This is a genomic window from Escherichia sp. KTE159, from assembly GCF_000408805.1.
In the GTDB taxonomy this organism is placed as follows: Bacteria; Pseudomonadota; Gammaproteobacteria; order Enterobacterales; family Enterobacteriaceae; genus Escherichia; species Escherichia marmotae.
On sequence record NZ_KE137292.1, the window covers coordinates 2,774,660 to 2,792,859 of the forward strand.

19 protein-coding genes are annotated in these 18,200 nt (G+C 49.5%); 8 read left to right on the forward strand and 11 right to left on the reverse strand.

What is annotated here, in order from left to right:
* Window positions 1-22 precede the first annotated feature (22 nt).
* Entirely contained in the window at window positions 23-1,501 is a 1,479-nt protein-coding gene (gene scpC, locus A31E_RS08560; protein ID WP_000063070.1) for a propionyl-CoA:succinate CoA transferase, read from the forward strand.
* Here the strand turns inward: scpC and srsR are convergent.
* The 3 genes from srsR to argO all read right to left on the reverse strand — a co-directional run bounded on the left by srsR (window position 1,498) and on the right by argO (window position 4,031).
* Window positions 1,498-2,394, reverse strand: a complete 897-nt coding sequence (srsR, locus tag A31E_RS08555) for a LysR family transcriptional regulator SrsR (protein WP_000350787.1) — start codon at window positions 2,392-2,394, stop codon at window positions 1,498-1,500. The genes scpC and srsR overlap by 4 nt on opposite strands.
* A 168-nt stretch (window positions 2,395-2,562) precedes the next feature.
* A complete protein-coding gene (locus A31E_RS08550) occupies window positions 2,563-3,303 on the reverse strand; it encodes an oxidative stress defense protein (protein WP_000669823.1) in 741 nt (246 codons plus the stop codon).
* Window positions 3,304-3,395: 92 nt separating this feature from the next.
* Entirely contained in the window at window positions 3,396-4,031 is a 636-nt protein-coding gene (gene argO / locus A31E_RS08545) for an arginine exporter ArgO (protein WP_000493344.1), read from the reverse strand.
* 214 nt (window positions 4,032-4,245) lie between these two features.
* On the opposite strand from argO, the gene A31E_RS08540 reads away from it, so the two are divergent.
* Both A31E_RS08540 and dctP read left to right on the forward strand, forming a co-directional pair.
* Window positions 4,246-5,175, forward strand: a complete 930-nt coding sequence (locus A31E_RS08540) for a hypothetical protein (protein WP_016249173.1) — start codon at window positions 4,246-4,248, stop codon at window positions 5,173-5,175.
* A 54-nt stretch (window positions 5,176-5,229) separates the two neighbouring features.
* Window positions 5,230-6,273: a TRAP transporter substrate-binding protein DctP gene (gene dctP / locus A31E_RS08535; protein WP_000142897.1), complete on the forward strand. Its 1,044-nt coding sequence runs from the start codon at window positions 5,230-5,232 to the stop codon at window positions 6,271-6,273.
* 41 nt (window positions 6,274-6,314) lie between these two features.
* On the opposite strand, the gene mscS is transcribed toward dctP, so the two are convergent.
* From mscS to epd, 4 genes are all read right to left on the reverse strand, one after another.
* The gene (gene mscS, locus A31E_RS08530; protein WP_000389807.1) at window positions 6,315-7,190 is read right to left on the reverse strand and encodes a small-conductance mechanosensitive channel MscS; all 876 of its coding nucleotides are present in this window, start codon (window positions 7,188-7,190) and stop codon (window positions 6,315-6,317) included.
* A 694-nt stretch (window positions 7,191-7,884) separates the two neighbouring features.
* A complete protein-coding gene (gene fbaA / locus A31E_RS08525; RefSeq protein WP_000034375.1) occupies window positions 7,885-8,964 on the reverse strand; it encodes a class II fructose-bisphosphate aldolase in 1,080 nt (359 codons plus the stop codon).
* Between the two features lie 91 nt (window positions 8,965-9,055).
* The gene (gene pgk, locus A31E_RS08520; protein WP_000111269.1) at window positions 9,056-10,219 is read right to left on the reverse strand and encodes a phosphoglycerate kinase; all 1,164 of its coding nucleotides are present in this window, start codon (window positions 10,217-10,219) and stop codon (window positions 9,056-9,058) included.
* 49 nt (window positions 10,220-10,268) lie between these two features.
* Window positions 10,269-11,288, reverse strand: a complete 1,020-nt coding sequence (epd, locus tag A31E_RS08515; protein WP_000218495.1) for an erythrose-4-phosphate dehydrogenase — start codon at window positions 11,286-11,288, stop codon at window positions 10,269-10,271.
* A gap of 371 nt (window positions 11,289-11,659) precedes the next feature.
* On the opposite strand from epd, the gene A31E_RS08510 reads away from it, so the two are divergent.
* From A31E_RS08510 to A31E_RS08490, 5 genes are read left to right on the forward strand one after another with little or no spacing between them, the layout of a single operon-like run.
* Window positions 11,660-12,091 (forward strand): PPC domain-containing DNA-binding protein, encoded by a 432-nt coding sequence (locus A31E_RS08510; RefSeq protein WP_016249174.1) that lies wholly within the window; start codon window positions 11,660-11,662, stop codon window positions 12,089-12,091.
* Between the two features lie 22 nt (window positions 12,092-12,113).
* Window positions 12,114-12,692 (forward strand): ECF transporter S component, encoded by a 579-nt coding sequence (locus A31E_RS08505; protein ID WP_000113901.1) that lies wholly within the window; start codon window positions 12,114-12,116, stop codon window positions 12,690-12,692.
* Window positions 12,693-13,400 carry an energy-coupling factor transporter transmembrane component T gene (locus A31E_RS08500; RefSeq protein ID WP_016249175.1) on the forward strand — a complete coding sequence of 236 codons (708 nt, stop codon included), beginning with the start codon at window positions 12,693-12,695 and terminating at the stop codon, window positions 13,398-13,400.
* Window positions 13,388-14,065, forward strand: a complete 678-nt coding sequence (locus A31E_RS08495; RefSeq protein ID WP_001517044.1) for an ABC transporter ATP-binding protein — start codon at window positions 13,388-13,390, stop codon at window positions 14,063-14,065. The genes A31E_RS08500 and A31E_RS08495 overlap by 13 nt, the downstream gene beginning before the upstream one ends.
* The gene (locus A31E_RS08490) at window positions 14,059-14,736 is read left to right on the forward strand and encodes an ABC transporter ATP-binding protein (protein ID WP_016249176.1); all 678 of its coding nucleotides are present in this window, start codon (window positions 14,059-14,061) and stop codon (window positions 14,734-14,736) included. Before A31E_RS08495 ends, A31E_RS08490 begins: the two co-directional genes overlap by 7 nt.
* Here the strand turns inward: A31E_RS08490 and A31E_RS08485 are convergent.
* Genes A31E_RS08485 through A31E_RS08470 form a run of 4 tightly spaced genes read right to left on the reverse strand, consistent with a single transcriptional unit; the run spans window position 14,708 to window position 18,188 of the window.
* On the reverse strand, window positions 14,708-15,421 hold the full coding sequence (locus A31E_RS08485; protein ID WP_016249177.1) for a nucleoside/nucleotide kinase family protein: 714 nt from the start codon (window positions 15,419-15,421) through the stop codon (window positions 14,708-14,710). The two genes, A31E_RS08490 and A31E_RS08485, sit on opposite strands and share 29 nt — an antisense overlap.
* Window positions 15,418-15,927 (reverse strand): fumarase E, encoded by a 510-nt coding sequence (gene fumE / locus A31E_RS08480; RefSeq protein WP_001517047.1) that lies wholly within the window; start codon window positions 15,925-15,927, stop codon window positions 15,418-15,420. Before fumE ends, A31E_RS08485 begins: the two co-directional genes overlap by 4 nt.
* A gap of 21 nt (window positions 15,928-15,948) precedes the next feature.
* The gene (gene glpX, locus A31E_RS08475; protein ID WP_016249178.1) at window positions 15,949-16,914 is read right to left on the reverse strand and encodes a class II fructose-bisphosphatase; all 966 of its coding nucleotides are present in this window, start codon (window positions 16,912-16,914) and stop codon (window positions 15,949-15,951) included.
* Window positions 16,911-18,188 (reverse strand): zinc-binding dehydrogenase, encoded by a 1,278-nt coding sequence (locus A31E_RS08470; RefSeq protein WP_016249179.1) that lies wholly within the window; start codon window positions 18,186-18,188, stop codon window positions 16,911-16,913. The genes glpX and A31E_RS08470 overlap by 4 nt, the downstream gene beginning before the upstream one ends.
* Between the last annotated feature and the right edge of the window lie 12 nt (window positions 18,189-18,200).

Sequence of the window (18,200 nt, forward strand, 5' to 3'; positions counted from 1 at the left end):
TCTGCGAACAAAGGAGTAAAGGATGAGTATGACCTGGGCAAGGATGACCGCCGATGAAGCGGCGGAAATTATCCGGCACAACGATATGGTGGCATTCAGCGGCTTTACCCCTGCGGGTTCACCTAAAGCCCTGCCTGCTGCTATTGCCCGTCGTGCCAATGAACAGCATGAGGCGAAAAAACCGTACCAAATTCGCCTGCTAACCGGAGCGTCAATTAGCGCCGCCGCCGATGATGTACTCTCTGAAGCTGACGCTGTTTCGTGGCGCGCTCCGTATCAAACATCATCTGGATTACGCAAAAAGATCAATCAGGGTGCGGTCAGTTTTGTTGATCTACATTTGAGCGAAGTAGCGCAAATGGTCAACTACGGCTTCTTCGGTGACATTGATGTTGCGGTAATTGAAGCTTCAGAGATCGCACCGGATGGACGTGTCTGGTTGACCAGTGGGATCGGTAACGCGCCGACCTGGTTACTGCAGGCAAAGAAAGTGATCATTGAACTCAATCACTATCACGATCCGCGCGTTGCGGAACTGGCAGATATTGTGATTCCAGGAGCACCACCGCGGCGCAATAGCGTTTCGATCTTCCATGCAATGGATCGCGTCGGTACTCGTTATGTGCACATTGATCCGAAAAAGATTGTTGCGGTCGTGGAAACCAACTTACCTGATGCAGGTAATATCCTGGATAAGCAAAATCCCATGTGCCAGCAAATCGCTGACAATGTAGTCACCTTTCTGTTACGTGAAATGGCACAGGGACGTATTCCACCGGAGTTTTTGCCATTGCAAAGTGGGGTTGGCAACATCAATAATGCGGTAATGGCACGTCTCGGAGATAACCCGGATATTCCACCGTTTATGATGTATTCGGAAGTGCTACAGGAATCGGTGGTTCATCTTCTGGAAACCGGCAAAATCACCGGTGCCAGCGCCTCCAGTCTGACAATCTCTGCCGATTCACTGCGTAAGATTTACGACAATATGGACTACTTCTCCAGCCGCATTGTGTTACGTCCGCAGGAGATTTCCAATAACCCGGAAATTATCCGCCGCCTTGGTGTTATCGCTCTGAACGTGGGTCTGGAGTTTGATATTTACGGACATGCCAACTCAACGCATGTTGCCGGAGTTAATTTGATGAACGGTATCGGCGGCAGCGGCGATTTTGAACGCAATGCTTACCTGTCGATCTTTATGGCACCGTCGATCGCCAAAGAAGGCAAGATATCAACTATCGTGCCAATGTGTAGCCATGTCGATCACAGCGAACACAGCGTGAAAGTGATCATCACTGAACAAGGGATTGCCGACCTGCGCGGCCTCTCCCCACTTCAGCGCGCACGCGCTATCATCGATAACTGTGCCCATCCCATGTACCGTGACTATCTGCATCACTATCTGGAAAATGCACCTGGTGGGCATATTCACCACGATCTTAGCCACGTTTTCGATCTGCATCGTAACTTGATCGAAACTGGCTCGATGCTGAGTTAATTGCTCGTACCGTCACGATCTTCAGAAATTTGCTGTAGCATCGTGGCGGTATAGCGATGGTTTTTCAGTGAATAGAGGTATTCCTGCATATACATTGGCGTATGCGGCGCATCAAAATATTTCAGCGTTGCCGGGTTCACCAGCCGCCAGGCAAAATGTGGAATGACTGTCAGGAAATGTCCGCGCTCAACGGCGCTTATTTTGGCCATAAAACTGTAGGGACGATAAATGATTGTTGGATTAATCCCACAAGGACGCATGTTCGCATCAATCATCGCTTCATAGTTAGCGCGGTTCTGAAAGCGCATCTGTAACCACGGCAGCTCCTGTAATAACTCCTGCTCCTGGCGTTCTTCAAAACGGCGAGAAACGAGAAACCCCAGTCGCAGCGGCGAAAGTTCGCTGATAGTCAGGCTCTCCAACCCCTTTACACGCCCGGAGACATGCTGCGGAGAGATAATAAAATCAAACTGGTGGTGGAAGAGATTATCAATAACCCCATTCTCACTAAACTCAACCGGCTGGGCTGTCACCCCTTCATATTTATCACCAAGGCTGATTAGCTGATCAAAAATAATCGTCGGATAGGTATTATCTATACCAATTACAATTTCACGAGAACGACGCCCGGAATTATGAATTTCATTATCAATAGCAGAAATTCGTTGGTAAACCGGAAAAAGTTTTTGATAAAGTTCCTGTCCAGCTTTATTAAGACTAATATTGTTATCTTTACGGGTAAACAATGTATAACCAATTTGCTCCTCCAGCGCGGCAATACTTTTGCCGAACGGCGACGCCGTCATATGTATTTTCTCTGCTGCCCGGGCAATATTATTAGTTTGCGCTAATAAAATAAAATTGCGCATCTTTTTTGAAATAAAAATATCCATACCCTCTCCCCAAACATCACTGTCCGCTTAACCGTTTCAGTTATTCAATCTTTGATGAAATCGCGTGCAAAGATAGGTGATTGCATCATGGTTTTACAGAAAATTACAGAAAAAGGAGGCGATATCAGGTGAAGACATTAGCCCGACAAAGGCGTCGGGCTAAAAGTATTATTGTGCGGTAGGTGTTTTTGCAGGTTGCTGATCAACAGGTTCTAACTGGAAGACCACATCAACCTGATCATCAAACTGAATAGCAGCCTGCTCGTAAGTTTCCTGAGTGGAAACCGGCGCGGCATCAGCTTTCATCATTCGAACCATCGGGCTGGGCTGATAGTTGGAAACATGGTAGCGCACGCTATATACCGGCCCCAACTTGCGATTAAAGCCGTTCGCCAGCTCCTGTGCCTGATGAATCGCATTATCAATCGCCGCCTTACGCGCTTTATCTTTATAGGCATCAGGTTGCGCCACACCCAAGGAAACAGAACGAATTTCGTTAAGCCCGGCCTTCAGCGCGCCATCCAGCAAAGAATTCAGTTTGTCTAACTGACGAAGCGTTACTTCCACCGTTCTCACCGCCCGGTAGCCTTTCAGAATACTTTTACCATCCTGGTAATCGTAATCAGGCTGGGTGCGTAAATTTGCAGAGCTGATATCTTTTTTCGCGATCTGATTGAGTTCAAGGAAAGAGATATATTGCGCCACACGCTCATCCGCCTGCTTCTTGGCGGTCGCGGCATCCTTCGCTGCCACGTTGACTTCAATCGCAAGGGTGGCAATGTCTGGCACCGCATCCACGCTTGCTGTTCCTGAAGTGACAATATGCGGACCATCCGGTAGTTCATTGGCCTGTACTGCCATTCCGCTGAAACCCATCAATGCCGCCAGGGCGATAACTTTGAACTTCACGTTAGTCTCTCCGTGTTAATTGACTTGCCCAAAATTCAGGACCTCTGGAGGCAAGCTTAGCGTCTCTGTTTTAATTTTCCATCAGATAGCACCTAACTGAACAAGGCTTGTGCATGGGCAATCCCCTCTTTCGCCAGTTGTAGAGCGATAAACCACATCACGCAGCCCACCACGAAATTGATAATGCGCTGCGCTTTGGCGGTACGCAAACGCGGTGCCAGCCAGGCGGCTAATAACGCCAGGCCAAAAAACCACAGGAAAGAGGCGCTAATCGTCCCGAATGCAAACCAACGTTTTGGGTCAGGATCAAGTTGACCGCCCAGGCTGCCCAGTACCACAAAGGTATCCAGATAGACATGCGGATTCAGCCAGGTCACCGCCAGCATGGTGGCGATAATTTTCCATCGCCCCTGTTTCATCACTTCGGCACTCGCCAGTTCAATATTACTGCCCATAGCAGTTTTAAAAGCGCCAAAGCCATACCACAACAAAAAGGCAACACCACCCCAGGTCACTAATGCCAATAACCACGGAGACTGCATCAGTAACGCGCTACCGCCAAAAATCCCGGCGCAAATCAGGACTAAATCGCTAATTGCACAAAGTAAGGCAATCATTATGTGGTACTGACGGCGAATGCCCTGATTCATCACAAAAGCATTTTGCGGACCGAGCGGCAGGATCATAGCCGCACCAAGCGCAAGACCTTGAAAATAATAAGAAAACACGTTAAAAATTCCGAGTTGATTACCTGATGCAGAGACTATAGCGCGGGATTGTTATTAGATAAAATTGATAATTCTAATAGCATATAAATAATTTTAATATTAATTTAAATAATTCTACTCGGTGACTGATTTTAGAATAACAATCTCAACATTCCCCATGGCGTAAACGACGTTATGGCTCGCTTCCCTGCTCGCGTTGTAAAGGACTAACACAATGCAATCATATGATCTCACTCTGCTCCCCTACCCTATCCGCGAAAATATGCCGCGACAACAAGGTTGGTGCTTTGGACTACCACCAGGCATAACACCCGAACAGTGGCCGCTGGATCCAAATAATGGTTTCCCATTGAATCATGGATTTACCCTACTATTGCCAGAGGACTATCGGATTTATGGACCAGAGGTTGTCGCGTTATCTTTCTTTGCAGTTGCGCCAGAACACAACGATGGCGGAACTCCGTGTACAGAAGAAATATTGGATGTGTTTGAAAATTTTGAATCCTGCACGCCCCCAGAAGATCCAAATCTTTATGTTTTTTGGCTGGCAGAAAAGCAACGACATCCACGGCTATTTCGGATGGCAGATATATTAGGTTGTTCTTATGCGGTAATTTTACTAACCCAGCACGAGTTCAACGGCCCATTTTGCGAGCCACCTGAACTTATACCTGACCACTATCGCGACCAGCAAGATACGCCAGAATGGATGACTATTGGCAGTGCATTTAGTTATTTTCAGGCTAACGTCAGACCAAAAGATACGCCTGAAAGCAATTTTATTTACCGTAAATTGGGCACCATTCCTGAGCAGTCGCTGGCGTTCAATCTGGCGATTTCATGCGAGCCGCGCGCTTTTGATCCTAATGCGGGAATTAGCCCCTCAGAAAGAAATGATACGGAATATCAGTCCATTCATTATTTTTCTAAAGATGCAGAGGGAAAGAGTAAATGTGAACCTCTCCAGTGGCATAGCGCACATCTGCCCGATCATCTCGGTGGTTCGATGGCGCTCGTGCAGCCTATACCAGACGGAATGTCGCCTTATTATATTGAGTTTGAAGAGTATTTCGACGGGTATAATTTTGGCACAGGTAATGCCTGGCTGGACTTTAAAAATATGAAGTTTGATTTTAGTTGTTAAAGTTCACTGCTTTTAATATTAACGACGATCAACAAAATTACAGAAGGAACTGATATGACATTCAAACACTTTTTATTTTCTCTGATATCAGGGTTACTTCTGGTATCTTTCCCCAACATTGCTGCTGAAAAAATACTTCGCTATACCGATCATGAACCTTATGGTGGAATGCGTACACAACTCATTAAAGAGGTATTATTTGCAGAAATTGGAAAAGAGTCACAAGGACGTTTGAAAATTGAACCTCACTGGAACGGTGAAATCGCCATCAGCTATGACGCACTGGCGACGATAAGTGATGGCAGCAAAGCTGATATGGGTATAGTGGTGCCAGAATACACAGCGAAACAATTACCGCTTCATCAAATATTCAAGAGCTTTGCTATTGGCCCGGAGCATGGAGCCAGTCAGGTAGAATTCTTTCGTCGCGTATATGCAGAAATTCCCGAACTTAACGCTGAAATTGAGCGTAACAATGTCGTGAACTTACAATTTTTCCTTGGCTATCCGGTAGGCTTTTTTTCTACCAAACCCATTATGAAATTAACCGCTCTTCAGGGAACTTCCTGGCGAACAGCCAGTTTCTGGCATCGGGCTTATTTAGTTAATACAGGAGCAAAAACCGTAACCTTACCGTGGAATGAGCAAATTACGACAGCACTCCGCGACGGGAAACTCGATGGCTTAATGGTCAATCTCGATAGCGGGTATGACATCCATGCTGAACGTGCTGCGCCGAATGTGTTGCTCTCTCCTTCGCTCTGGCTCGGCCATGTTTATCTTTTGACGATGAATAAACACACCTGGGAAAGCCTCAGTACTCAAGATCGCGAGGCGATTCAGCGAGCTGCTATTACAACCCAGAAGGCGCTGGGCCAGGCATTAGATAACAATCTGATCAACATGGTAAAAACGCTTGAACAGGAAGGCACACATGTTCGCTATCTGACAAAAGCAGAACTGGAGGCCTGGCGGAAAGCGATTGGTTATCAGCAAGAACAAGCTCAGTGGGTAGCAAAGCAGAAAGCTGAAGGTATAGACAATGCCAGGGAAGTGATGCAAAAAGTTGCCAATCTTCTTGATAGAACAATCCATTGAATTGTTAGTGCGCCCATGAATCTTATGGGCGCTTTACATGATTAACGCGTTACCGCATCGCTCTCTTTATTCTCTTTCACCCGCTTGAAGTTCACATCCATTTGCGGATATGGGAAGCTGATACCAGCAGCATCAAACTCGCGTTTAATACGTTCCAGCACGTCCCAGTACACGTTTTGCAGATCACCGCTGTTGCTCCAGGCACGAACGATAAAATTAACCGAGGATGCGCCAAGTTCATGCAGGCGCACGGTAATTTCACGATCTTTTAAAATACGATCTTCGGACTGAATAATATCAGTCAGGATCTGCTTAACCTGATCGATATCAGAATCATACGCCACGCCAATGATAAATTCGTTACGGCGCGCCGGCTCGCGAGAGAAGTTAATAATATTACCGGCAATAATTTTACCGTTCGGAATAACGATAATTTTACCGTCTGCGGTGCGCATAGTCGTAGAGAAAATCTGCACGCTCTGCACAGTACCGGCAACACCGCCGAGGTCAACATATTCACCGGCACGGAACGGGCGGAACATTACCAGCAACACGCCAGCGGCCAGGTTAGACAGCGAACCCTGCAACGCCAAACCTACAGCTAAACCTGCGGCACCCAGTACGGCGATAACCGATGCGGTTTGTACGCCCACGCGACCCAGTGCAGCAATTAGCGTAAAGGCAATAACTGCGTAACGGACTAATGCAGAAAGAAAATCAGCAACGGTGGCATCAATTTTACGGGAGATCATCAGGCGATTCACCGCATTGGAAATCATCCGCGCGACAATCAAACCAATGATGATAATCGCGAGAGCCGCCACGATGTTTACAGCATAACTCAGCAACAGCGCCTGATTATTCACCAACCAGGAACCTGCACCGTGTATGCTATCGACAACATTCAAATCTTCCATTCAATATTCCTTTTCAACTGACTCAAAATGGAGAAATACACTCCGCCGCCTTATGACGGGCAGTCTGACAAGGGTAAACAATAAAGTATAATTTTGCCAAATAGATCACAAATTTCTTAAGTACATCACCTTGCTTTTGGCGAAAAAAAGCCCCGCAGAGTGGGGCTCAGACATATGACAATGTGCGCTTTGTCATGCCGGATGCGGCGTGAACGCCTTATCCGGCCAACAAAAACCTGCAAATTCAATATATTGCAGGATACGTGTAGGCCTGATAAGCGTAGCGCATCAGGCAATTTTGCTTTTGGCGAAAAAAAGACCCGCAGAGCGGGGCTCAGACATATGACAATGTGCGCTTTGTCATGCCGGATACGGCGTGAACGCCTTATCCGGCCAACAAAAACCTGCAAATTCAATATATTGCAGGATACGTGTAGGCCTGATAAGCGTAGCGCATCAGGCAATTTTGCTTTTGGCGAAAAAAAGACCCGCAGAGCGGGGCTCAGACATATGACAATGTGCGCTTTGTCATGCCGGATACGGCGTGAACGCCTTATCCGGCCAACAAAAACCTGCAAATTCAATATATTGCAGGATACGTGTAGGCCTGATAAGCGTAGCGCATCAGGCAATTTTGCTTTTGGCGAAAAAAAGACCCGCAGAGCGGGCCTTGAGATAAGCAGAAAGGAATATCTTACAGAACGTCGATTGCGTTCAGTTCCTGGAATGCTTTTTCCAGACGAGCGATCATCGAAGTCTGACCAGCACGCAGCCATACGCGCGGATCGTAGTATTTCTTGTTCGGCTGATCTTCGCCTTTCGGGTTGCCCAATTGACCCTGCAGGTAAGCTTCGTTTTCTTTGTAGTAGTTCAGAACACCTTCCCAGGTTGCCCATTGGGTATCGGTATCGATGTTCATTTTCACTACGCCGTAGCTTACGGAGTCTTTGATTTCCTGAGCAGTAGAACCGGAACCGCCGTGGAATACGAAGTTCAGGCTGTTGTGCGGCAGGTTGTGTTTCTTAGAAACATATTCCTGAGAATCACGCAGGATAGTCGGGGTCAGAACCACGTTACCCGGCTTGTAAACGCCGTGTACGTTACCGAAGGAAGCCGCAATGGTGAAACGCGGGCTGATTTTGCTCAGCTCGGTGTATGCGTAATCAACGTCTTCCGGCTGGGTGTACAGTGCAGAAGCGTCCATGTGGCTGTTGTCCACACCGTCTTCTTCACCACCAGTGCAACCCAGTTCGATTTCCAGAGTCATACCGATTTTGGACATGCGCTCCAGGTATTTAGAGCAGATTTCGATGTTCTCTTGCAGAGATTCTTCAGACAGGTCGATCATGTGAGAAGAGAACAGCGGCTTACCGGTAGCTGCGAAGTGTTTTTCACCTGCGTCCAGCAGACCGTCGATCCACGGCAGCAGTTTCTTCGCGCAGTGGTCAGTGTGCAGGATTACAGGAACACCGTAGTGTTCAGCCATCTGGTGTACGTGATGCGCACCAGAGATAGCGCCCAGGATTGCAGCCCCCTGCGGAACATCAGATTTCACGCCTTTACCAGCGATAAAGGAAGCACCGCCGTTGGAGAACTGAACGATAACCGGCGCTTTAACTTTAGCAGCGGTTTCCAGTACGGCGTTGATGGAGTCAGTACCGACGCAGTTTACTGCTGGCAGTGCGAAGTTATTTTCTTTTGCTACCTGGAAAACTTTCTGTACGTCATCACCAGTGATTACGCCAGGTTTTACGAAATCAAAAATCTTAGACATGTTTCTTTGTCCTGTATCGTCGGGCTTGAGAAAAAGTGCGTGCTACATGAGCGCGCTGAAACAAGGGCAGGTTTCCCTGCCCTGTGATTTTTTACTTCTTAGCGCGCTCTTCGAGCATCGCTACTGCAGGCAGTACTTTACCTTCTACGAATTCAAGGAATGCGCCGCCACCAGTGGAGATGTAGGAGATTTTGTCAGCAATGCCGAACAGGTCGATTGCTGCCAGAGTGTCGCCGCCGCCAGCGATGGAGAACGCTTCGCTATCTGCGATAGCGTTAGCCACGATTTCAGTACCTTTGCGGAAGTTCGGGAATTCGAACACGCCAACCGGGCCGTTCCACAGAATAGTTTTCGCATTCTTCAGGATTTCAGCCAGTTCCTGTGCGGAAGCATCACCGATATCCAGGATCTGCTCGTCAGCTTTCACGTCGTTAACAGATTTCAGGGTAGCCGGAGCAGTTTCAGAGAACTCAGTTGCTACGCGAACATCAGACGGAACCGGGATGTTGCAGGTGGTCAGCAGACGTTTTGCTTCGTCAACCAGGTCTGCTTCGTACAGAGATTTACCTACATCGTGGCCTTGTGCCGCGATAAAGGTGTTTGCGATACCACCACCAACGATCAACTGGTCAGCGATTTTAGACAGGGAATCCAGAACGGTCAGTTTGGTAGAAACTTTAGAACCACCAACGATAGCCACCATCGGACGAGCAGGTTCTTTCAGTGCTTTACCCAGCGCGTCAAGTTCAGCCGCCAGCAGCGGGCCTGCGCACGCAACGTCAGCAAATTTACCGATACCATGAGTAGAAGCCTGCGCGCGGTGAGCAGTACCGAATGCGTCCATTACGAATACGTCACACAGTGCAGCATATTTTTTGGACAGGGTTTCGTCGTCTTTCTTCTCGCCTTTGTTGAAGCGAACGTTTTCCAGAACAACCAGTTCACCTTCAGCAACGTCAACGCCGTCGAGGTAATCTTTAACCAGACGAACCGGGTTAGACAGTTTATCTTTCAGGTAGTTAACAACCGGCAGCAGAGAGAATTCTTCGTTGTACTCGCCTTCGGTAGGACGACCCAGGTGGGAAGTTACCATCACTTTCGCGCCTTGTTTCAGGGCCAGTTCAATGGTCGGCAGAGAAGCACGGATACGTGCGTCGCTGGTTACTTTCCCGTCTTTTACTGGTACGTTCAGATCCGCACGGATAAATACACGTTTCCCAGCAAGATCCAGATCGGTCATCTTAATTACAGACATGGTGAATCCTCTCGTTGATTCTAAAAGTTTTGCAGACGCTGCTTGCGTCTTACCTGAAAGCAACAGCGGCCATTGCTAACGTCGTGTCGATCATTCGGTTAGCAAAGCCCCATTCGTTATCGCACCAGACCAACGTTTTGATCAGGTGTGCGCCACTGACCCGGGTTTGGGTGCCATCGACAATGGCACTGTGCGGGTCGTGGTTAAAATCTACAGAGACCAACGGCAATTCCGTATAGTCAACTATACCATGAAATGCACCTTGTGCTGCCTTTTGCAACAACTGGTTGACTTCATTGGCTTTTACAGGTTTCTTCACCGTCACGCTCAGGTCGATTGCCGTCACATTAATGGTTGGCACACGTACCGCAATCGCTTCAAAGCGATCGTTAAACTGCGGGAAAAAACGCGTGATACCGGCGGCCAGTTTAGTATCGACCGGGATGATCGACTGACTGGCGGCCCGAGTGCGGCGCAGGTCGGGATGGTACGCATCAATAACCTGCTGATCGTGCATGGCGGAGTGAATTGTGGTCACAGTGCCGGACTCAATGCCGTACGCATCATCTAACAATTTGATGACGGGAATTATGCAATTCGTGGTACAGGAAGCGTTAGAAACAATGCGATGTTCCGCGCGAAGTTGATCCTGATTGACGCCATAAACAATAGTTGCGTCGAGATCGTTGCTGCCAGGATGTGAAAAGAGCACTTTTTGGGCCCCGGCGGCAATATGCGCTTCGCCATGCTCGCGGGTGCCATACACGCCGGTGCAATCGAGCACCACATCGACGCCAAGTTCACGCCAGGGGAGCGATTGCAGTGAACGTTCATGCAATACGCGGATGGCGTCATCACCAACAAAAAGTTGATCGCGTTCCTGACGCACTTCCCATGCAAAACGGCCATGACTGGTGTCATATTTCAACAAATGCGCCATGCCCGCAGCATCCGCCAGTTCGTTGATTGCCACCACGGTGATTTCCGCCCGGCGTCCGGATTCATACACAGCACGAACCACATTACGCCCGATGCGACCGAAGCCATTTATCGCTACGCGTACGGTCATAGGTCTCCTGCAAGGCTTTCTCAAAGCAAATTTGCCAGACAGAGTAGTCCAGCAAATCGTTCGGGAAAACCTTACCTGTCGCAAATTGCGACTGATTGGTTAATTGTCGAACATTTAATCGACTGAAACGCTTCAGCTAGGATAAGCGAAACGCGGAATAAAAGGAATGATTGTCCAGTCAAAGAAGACAATTATCTGACTTACGTCACGTTTTTGGCCATGGTATGCCAGGAATTATTCCACTTTGCAGAATCACGAATAAGCGTAGCAAAATCTTTTCGCTGTGCCGTCATAAACCCTGATTTATATCAGAATATGACTGATGTCGCGTCGATATCATCCGCAATACGTCCGAGTTTCGGAGTACTTCAATGATGACATTGCCCCACCTTTATTCTTCAACTGCGCGCTTTTACGCGCTGCGCCTGCTTCCCGATCAGGAAGTTTTCTCTCAATTACGCACCTTCGCGCGACAGCAACAACTTCACGCCGCGTGGATTGCGGGTTGTACCGGCAGTCTGACTGACGTCGCCTTACGCTATGCCGGGCAAGAAAACACCACTCATCTTCGCGGTAAGTTTGAAGTAATCGCACTGAACGGCACACTGGAACAGACAGGTGAACATCTTCATCTCTGCATTTCAGACCCACACGGCGCAATGCTCGGCGGTCATATGATGCCTGGCTGTACCGTGCGCACCACCCTTGAACTGGTGATCGGTAGCCTGGAAGAACGGGCATTCAGTCGCCAGCCTTGCGCGCTTTCTGGTTACGACGAGTTGTATATTTCCCCTGTTAAATAACACCCTTTAGAGAGGTTTTCTTATGGCGCGTCGCCACTTTTCCAGTCAGGCTTTGGTGCTGATCGTTATCTCTATCGCCATCAATATGATCGGCGGTCAACTGGCCAGCATAGTCAAATTGCCTATTTTTCTCGACTCCATCGGCACGCTTATTAGCGCGGTACTGCTTGGTCCAGTGATCGGTATGCTGACCGGCTTACTGACCAATTTACTCTGGGGGTTACTGACTGACCCGATCGCCGCCGCTTTTGCCCCCGTGGCGATGGTCATCGGTCTGGTCGCGGGTTGGCTGGCGCGAGCGGGTTGGTTCCGTACTCTGCCGAAAGTCATTGTCAGCGGGGTGATTATTACTCTTGCGGTGACAATTGTTGCCGTGCCGCTGCGTACAGCCTTGTTTGGCGGAGTAACCGGTAGCGGAGCGGATTTGTTCGTCGCTTGGATACATTCAATGGGGCAAAACCTGGTGGAATCAGTGGCGATTACGGTGATAGGCGCTAACCTGGTCGATAAAATTCTCACGGCGGTGATTGTCTGGCTTTTACTGCGACAACTACCGATTCGCACCACACGCCATTTTCCAATGATGGCCGCCGTGCGCTAAATGCATCCGTTTACCTCATTAACGTTGTGGGCGCTGGCTGCCTGCACCACGCTTATCCTGCCCGCGCAGACCATTTTGCCGATCTATAGCGCGGCGACCTTTTTCTGCCTTATCGCGCTAAAGGCCACGCGGCGGCGGGCAAAATATGTCACCTGGCTGATGTTTTCGCTGGGCGTCGGTCTGTGGCTGGTGCACGGTGGCTGGCTGACAGAATGGATAAGTGACGCGCCACGCTCTCCAGAACGGTGGGCACATGCCATTACGCTCTGGTTGCGTATTCTGGCTATTGTTTCAACTTCACAGTTGTGGATGCAATTCGTCCCCGTGCAAGGTTTTATCCGCGCTTTGTTTGCTTCTCGCCTGCCGCCGGGCGTCGCTTATCTGTTTGCCGGGCCGTTATTGGTCGTTGAGCAGTTAAAACGACAATTAGCGATTATTTATGAAGCACAACGCGCTCGCGGCGTGCCGCTGGATGAAGGCTGGTATCAACGTTTACGTGCGATGCCCGCGTTAATTATTCCGCTAACTCATAATGCGCTTAACGATCTGGCGATCCGCGGCGCGGCGCTGGATATGCGGGCATTTCAACTCCACAACCGGCGCACTGCGCTGTGGGCACCACCTGACAGTAACCTGGAAAAAGTGGCGCGTTACACCATGATCTTGCTGATGCTGGCAGAATTCGGAGCGTGGATATGGTTACGTTAGAACAGTTTCGCTATTGCCCGACACACTCAACAATTCCTCCGTTCTGTTATGACTTTTACTATGACGAACCGGGGATGATCGCCATCTTTGGGGACAACGGCAGTGGCAAAAGCACGCTGGCGCAACTGATGGCGGGTTGGTATCCCGACTTCTTGCCGGGTGACATAGCAGGTACGGGAATGCTCCTCGATACGCCCATTGGGCAACGCTCACTCAACGAACAATCTGCGACCATTCAACTCGTCCAGCAATCCCCCTACTTGCAGCTTTCTGGCTGTACCTTCAACGTGGAAGAAGAAGTCGCATTTGGGCCAGAAAATCTGTGTCTTGCTGAAGCAGAGATTATGGCGCGTATTGATGCCGCTCTGACTCTGACCGGGTGCCAGCCGTTGCGTCATCGCCATCCGGCAACACTCTCCGGCGGGGAAACCCAACGCGTGGTCATCGCTTGTGCTATCGCGATGCAACCTAAGATTTTAATTCTCGACGAAGCCTTTAGCCGACTGACGTCGCAGGCCAGCGAAATGCTGTTGCAGCGCTTACAACACTGGGCGTTGAAACGTGATTCGCTGATTATTCTTTTTGAACGCCATCAAACACCTTTCCTGAACTACTGCCAGCAAGCGTGGCAACTGCAAAACGGAGCACTCCAGCCATTATGTTAACGTTAAATCAGGTTACTTATCGCTGGCCTGACGCAGCAACGGATTGTCTTTGCAACATTTCTCTACAACTCAAAAAAGGTGAATGGCTGGCGCTGACCGGCAACAATGGCGCGGGAAAATCGACCCTGTTGCGTATCATGGCGGGTCTTCTACCCCCTTCGTCCGGCACGGTAATGTTGCAACATCTGGCGCTACATACACTCAAGAACCGCCAACGCGCGACAAACATTGGTGTGCTGTTTCAGGAAGCGGAAAACCAGTTATTTCACAGTACCGTCGCGGAAGAGATCGCATTTGGTTTGAAACTGCAAAAATGCCCAACTGATGAAATTGCTCAACGCACCGACGCTGTCCTGCAATGCTGTCAGTTAACAGATGTTGCCAGCGCTCATCCGTTAGATCTGCATAGCGCCCAGCGACGGATGGTGGCCGTCGCCTGCCTGGAAGCTCTCGCCCCGCCGCTGATATTACTTGACGAACCGAGCCGGGATTTTGATGCCCAATGGCTGGCAGTATTTGAAAGTTGGCTGGAAAAGTGCCGCCTTCGTGGCACGAGTGTGGTGGCAATCAGTCATGACGCCGCATTTACCCGGCGTCATTTTTCTCGCGTCATGCGACTGGAAGGTGGTGTAGTGAGGGAGGTCAATCTACCAGACAGTATTCACCGTTAGGCGTCATCATTAAGGTCAAATTTGCAGGTCGACTCTGTTCCAGCACCCGACGAACATTCGGCCCGTCGGTACGTTCATAAAAAGCTTCAGCATCTGCCTGCGATAATCCCCCCGCCAACTTGCGCCCCACCAGTCGTTCCCGTAACACAGATGCGGGCGCGTTGATAAATATCGAGAAATCACAAAATTGCGCTAACGTGCGCCACTGCTCGTCATCCAGCAATAGCCAGTTTCCTTCGACGATGACCAGCGGCGCGGTAACGTGCAACGCATCTTCTACCGGATCATGTTTTTGTCGATCATACTGCGGCCACGTACAGTCGCCTTGCACGGCCTGACGCAGATTTTCCGCCAGTTTCGCCACGTCAAACGTTTGCGGCGCGCCTTTATAAGGGCGAAGCTGATGCTCATCCAGCCAGATGTTGTAATGGTGAAAACCATCCATCGGGAGCGTCTGAATAGCGGGTAATTCGGGATCTTGTTGTGCGAGATATTCCCAGAAGGTAGTTAAGGTAGATTTACCCGTCCCTGGTGGAGCACTCAGAAATACCACCGTACGCCGCTGCGGGTTTACCGCCTGTAAGGCCGCCAGCATACGCAGTAGCGGTTTATGTACATTTTCAATTTCATCATCAGAGTACTGCGCCTGTACCTTTAGTCCATTCACCGTCAGTTCGATTTTCACGGCGTTAATTCCTTTAAAGTTGTCGTTACTGCCAGCGTCAGCGCCGTTTTGACCATTCCGCTAAAACGCGCCTCTGACCAGACCGCGAAATCAGCGAACTTCATCGCTTTCAACGCATCATAGAGGGAAGTATTACGGGTTATGCTATTAACGTTGCTGATAAAATCCCAGGTAATGTCATCGACAAATCCGGGCGTTTCATTCTGCTCGTTCAGGTAATGCCAGAATTGAGAAAAGTGCGTAATATCGGCGTACAGCCATTTATCCATTTTCCCCAGCGCATAAATCAAACGCAGCGCAACATCAATATCGTCAAGCGGGCCGCTTTGGGCGAGCAACGGCTTCACTGCATATTCCACGATCTCTTCATCGTTATCGACAAACAGCGACGGCAGAAACTGGCGTATCCCCTGGAGCAAAATGGCATGCGCAGTTTTCATAAATGACAATAAATTGTCCTGTGCATCCAGTTGCTCAAGCACATCATCTTCTGTCAGCGTCGCCATTCGTCTTCCGATAGATCACCATCAATGCAGGGAGTCTATTATATTACACGTTTGGTCTGCGCCACCGATCAGTAATGTCTGCGTCCGCACCCCATTCGCCGTCTGTTGTATACCGTTCACCAACTCTCCGCCCGTCACACCCGTGGCGCTAAAGAGGATATTTTTATCTCTCACCAGTTCGTCGAGCGAGTACACACGGTTGACCTCAACCCCCATTTCCTTGCAACGCTGGCGCTCCTGTTGTGCAATCTGCCGATTTTCCGTGTAATCACCTTTGGCCTGACAAAAATCAATAAGCTCTGCCTGCATATCTCCACCTAACGCTTTGACTGCACAGGCAGAAATAACGCCTTCTGGCGCACCACCGATGGTGTACATCACGTCGTAAGGATTATCCTGCCAGCAAGTCAGCACACTGGCAGCAACATCGCCATCCGGCAGGGCGAATACTTTCACGCCCAGTTGCGTCGCTTCTTCAATCGCGGCATGAAGACGGGGTTTATCCAGCGTAACCATGCGTAATCGATCCAATGGTTTGCCCAATGCTTTTGCCACATTGCGCAAGTTATCCGTCAGGGGCAAAGACAGATTAATCACTCCTGCAGCCAGTCGGTTAACGACCAGTTTTTTCATATACATATCGGGCGCGTGTAACAGGCTATCTCGTGGGGCGAAGGCCATTACTGCCAGGGCATTACTCTGCCCCATCGCCACCATCCGGGTGCCTTCAATCGGATCAACCGCGATATCGACTTCTGGCCCATCACCTTTGCCAACCTCTTCGCCAATCCACAGCATCGGCGCATGGTCAATTTCCCCCTCACCGATAACCACTCTCCCACGAAAAGCGACGTCGTTTAATGCCTGACGCATCGCGGTAACCGCCAGGCCATCAATTTTATTTTTGTCGCCACATCCGGTTTGCGGCCAGGCAGCCAACGCGGCCTGTTCCGTAACGCGAAATAATGGCCACGCAAGGGACATCATTGCGCGGCCTCCCCGATATCAACGCCAAATTGTGCCAGCAGATATTTCTCGGCCTGTTCATTCCAGATGCCGTGCGTTTCCTCAACCCGTCGCGCCAACTCTTTAAACAGCGGATCTGTTTTCCCTTTTTCGGCAAAATCGGCAATGGCGGTCAGCGGCATGGTGACGCCGTTATAAATGAGTTTTTTACCGCCGGGAATATCCGGCAAATTGAGTACGGTTTCTGGCACCGCATCCAGGCCACCGATATGGGTCACCATAAACGACGGCTGCAACTGCCCCGTGGCGCTAAGGGCAATCGCCTCTTTCATATCATCCGTAGAACCACCGGACGTCCCAACGACGTGAGTGCTGTTGTAATGCACGTTGTAAAAGTTAAACGGCACTTTGAAGTTTTTATCCGTTGGCCCGGCAAAGAAGTTCAGACAACCATCTTCCGCCAGCAATTCATCAGCCATCTCAACGACCGAAGGCACCGCCGCATAGACAAAAACATCATCGAACCCGACATCTCCTGTCAGCGACCGCAGCATCTGTACCGGATCGCTCATCCCTTTGGTATTCACGTATACCAGCTCAATCCCTTTGCTGGCCGCCATCTCCACCGGCAGCAGCTTCTGTACTTGTGCCAGCCGTTTTTCATCGATGTCGACCACTACCACCCGTGATGGTTGAATGCCGCCGTTAATGGCGTAATCGATAGCGCCAATTCCCATCGGGCCAGCACACGCCAGTAGCGCAATATTGCCGCCAGATTTGACGCCCATTCGATGCTCATAAACATATTGCGTAGTGTGATAATTAGCATGATAAGCGCCAATAATGCAGCACATCGGCTCCGCCAGCGACGCCGCAGCAAAATAAGAGCCGTGATACGGTAATACGCAGCCTAAATTAATCGCGATTTCAGGAATAATCATATAGGTGGCATTACCACCAAAATATTCGTAGCTGTATCCCGCAGAATATCCGCTGGGTAACCCCATCGCAGGCTGTAAAACAAATCGCTGACCTTTTTTATATTTATCGGTAAGATTTTTACCCACTTCAACAATGACTCCGGCACATTCATGCCCGGTGATCGCCGGGTGATTTTCTAAATCGTCCGGCACCCGTTTATGTTCGCTACCAAGCAACGCCGCTTTCCAGGTGGATAAACAAACACTATCAGAAATTACACTGACCAGCAGTTCATTATCAGTAATTTCGGGTAACTCAAATTCACGCAGACGGATATCCCGCTTGCCATAAATAGCAGCAACTTTGGTTTTCATTTTTACCTCTGC

What these genes read in the sequence shown, in the direction of transcription:
- mscS (WP_000389807.1), bottom strand. Translation starts at nt 7,190, where the DNA reads ATGGAAGATTTGAATGTTGTCGATAGCATACACGGTGCAGGTTCCTGG.
- dctP (WP_000142897.1), top strand. Translation starts at nt 5,230, where the DNA reads ATGACATTCAAACACTTTTTATTTTCTCTGATATCAGGGTTACTTCTG.
- A31E_RS08505 (WP_000113901.1), top strand. Translation starts at nt 12,114, where the DNA reads ATGGCGCGTCGCCACTTTTCCAGTCAGGCTTTGGTGCTGATCGTTATC.
- A31E_RS08490 (WP_016249176.1), top strand. Translation starts at nt 14,059, where the DNA reads ATGTTAACGTTAAATCAGGTTACTTATCGCTGGCCTGACGCAGCAACG.
- fumE (WP_001517047.1), bottom strand. Translation starts at nt 15,927, where the DNA reads ATGGCGACGCTGACAGAAGATGATGTGCTTGAGCAACTGGATGCACAG.
- A31E_RS08540 (WP_016249173.1), top strand. Translation starts at nt 4,246, where the DNA reads ATGCAATCATATGATCTCACTCTGCTCCCCTACCCTATCCGCGAAAAT.
- epd (WP_000218495.1), bottom strand. Translation starts at nt 11,288, where the DNA reads ATGACCGTACGCGTAGCGATAAATGGCTTCGGTCGCATCGGGCGTAAT.
- A31E_RS08500 (WP_016249175.1), top strand. Translation starts at nt 12,693, where the DNA reads ATGCATCCGTTTACCTCATTAACGTTGTGGGCGCTGGCTGCCTGCACC.
- A31E_RS08470 (WP_016249179.1), bottom strand. Translation starts at nt 18,188, where the DNA reads ATGAAAACCAAAGTTGCTGCTATTTATGGCAAGCGGGATATCCGTCTG.
- glpX (WP_016249178.1), bottom strand. Translation starts at nt 16,914, where the DNA reads ATGATGTCCCTTGCGTGGCCATTATTTCGCGTTACGGAACAGGCCGCG.
- scpC (WP_000063070.1), top strand. Translation starts at nt 23, where the DNA reads ATGAGTATGACCTGGGCAAGGATGACCGCCGATGAAGCGGCGGAAATT.
- A31E_RS08495 (WP_001517044.1), top strand. Translation starts at nt 13,388, where the DNA reads ATGGTTACGTTAGAACAGTTTCGCTATTGCCCGACACACTCAACAATT.
- A31E_RS08510 (WP_016249174.1), top strand. Translation starts at nt 11,660, where the DNA reads ATGATGACATTGCCCCACCTTTATTCTTCAACTGCGCGCTTTTACGCG.
- fbaA (WP_000034375.1), bottom strand. Translation starts at nt 8,964, where the DNA reads ATGTCTAAGATTTTTGATTTCGTAAAACCTGGCGTAATCACTGGTGAT.
- srsR (WP_000350787.1), bottom strand. Translation starts at nt 2,394, where the DNA reads ATGGATATTTTTATTTCAAAAAAGATGCGCAATTTTATTTTATTAGCG.
- pgk (WP_000111269.1), bottom strand. Translation starts at nt 10,219, where the DNA reads ATGTCTGTAATTAAGATGACCGATCTGGATCTTGCTGGGAAACGTGTA.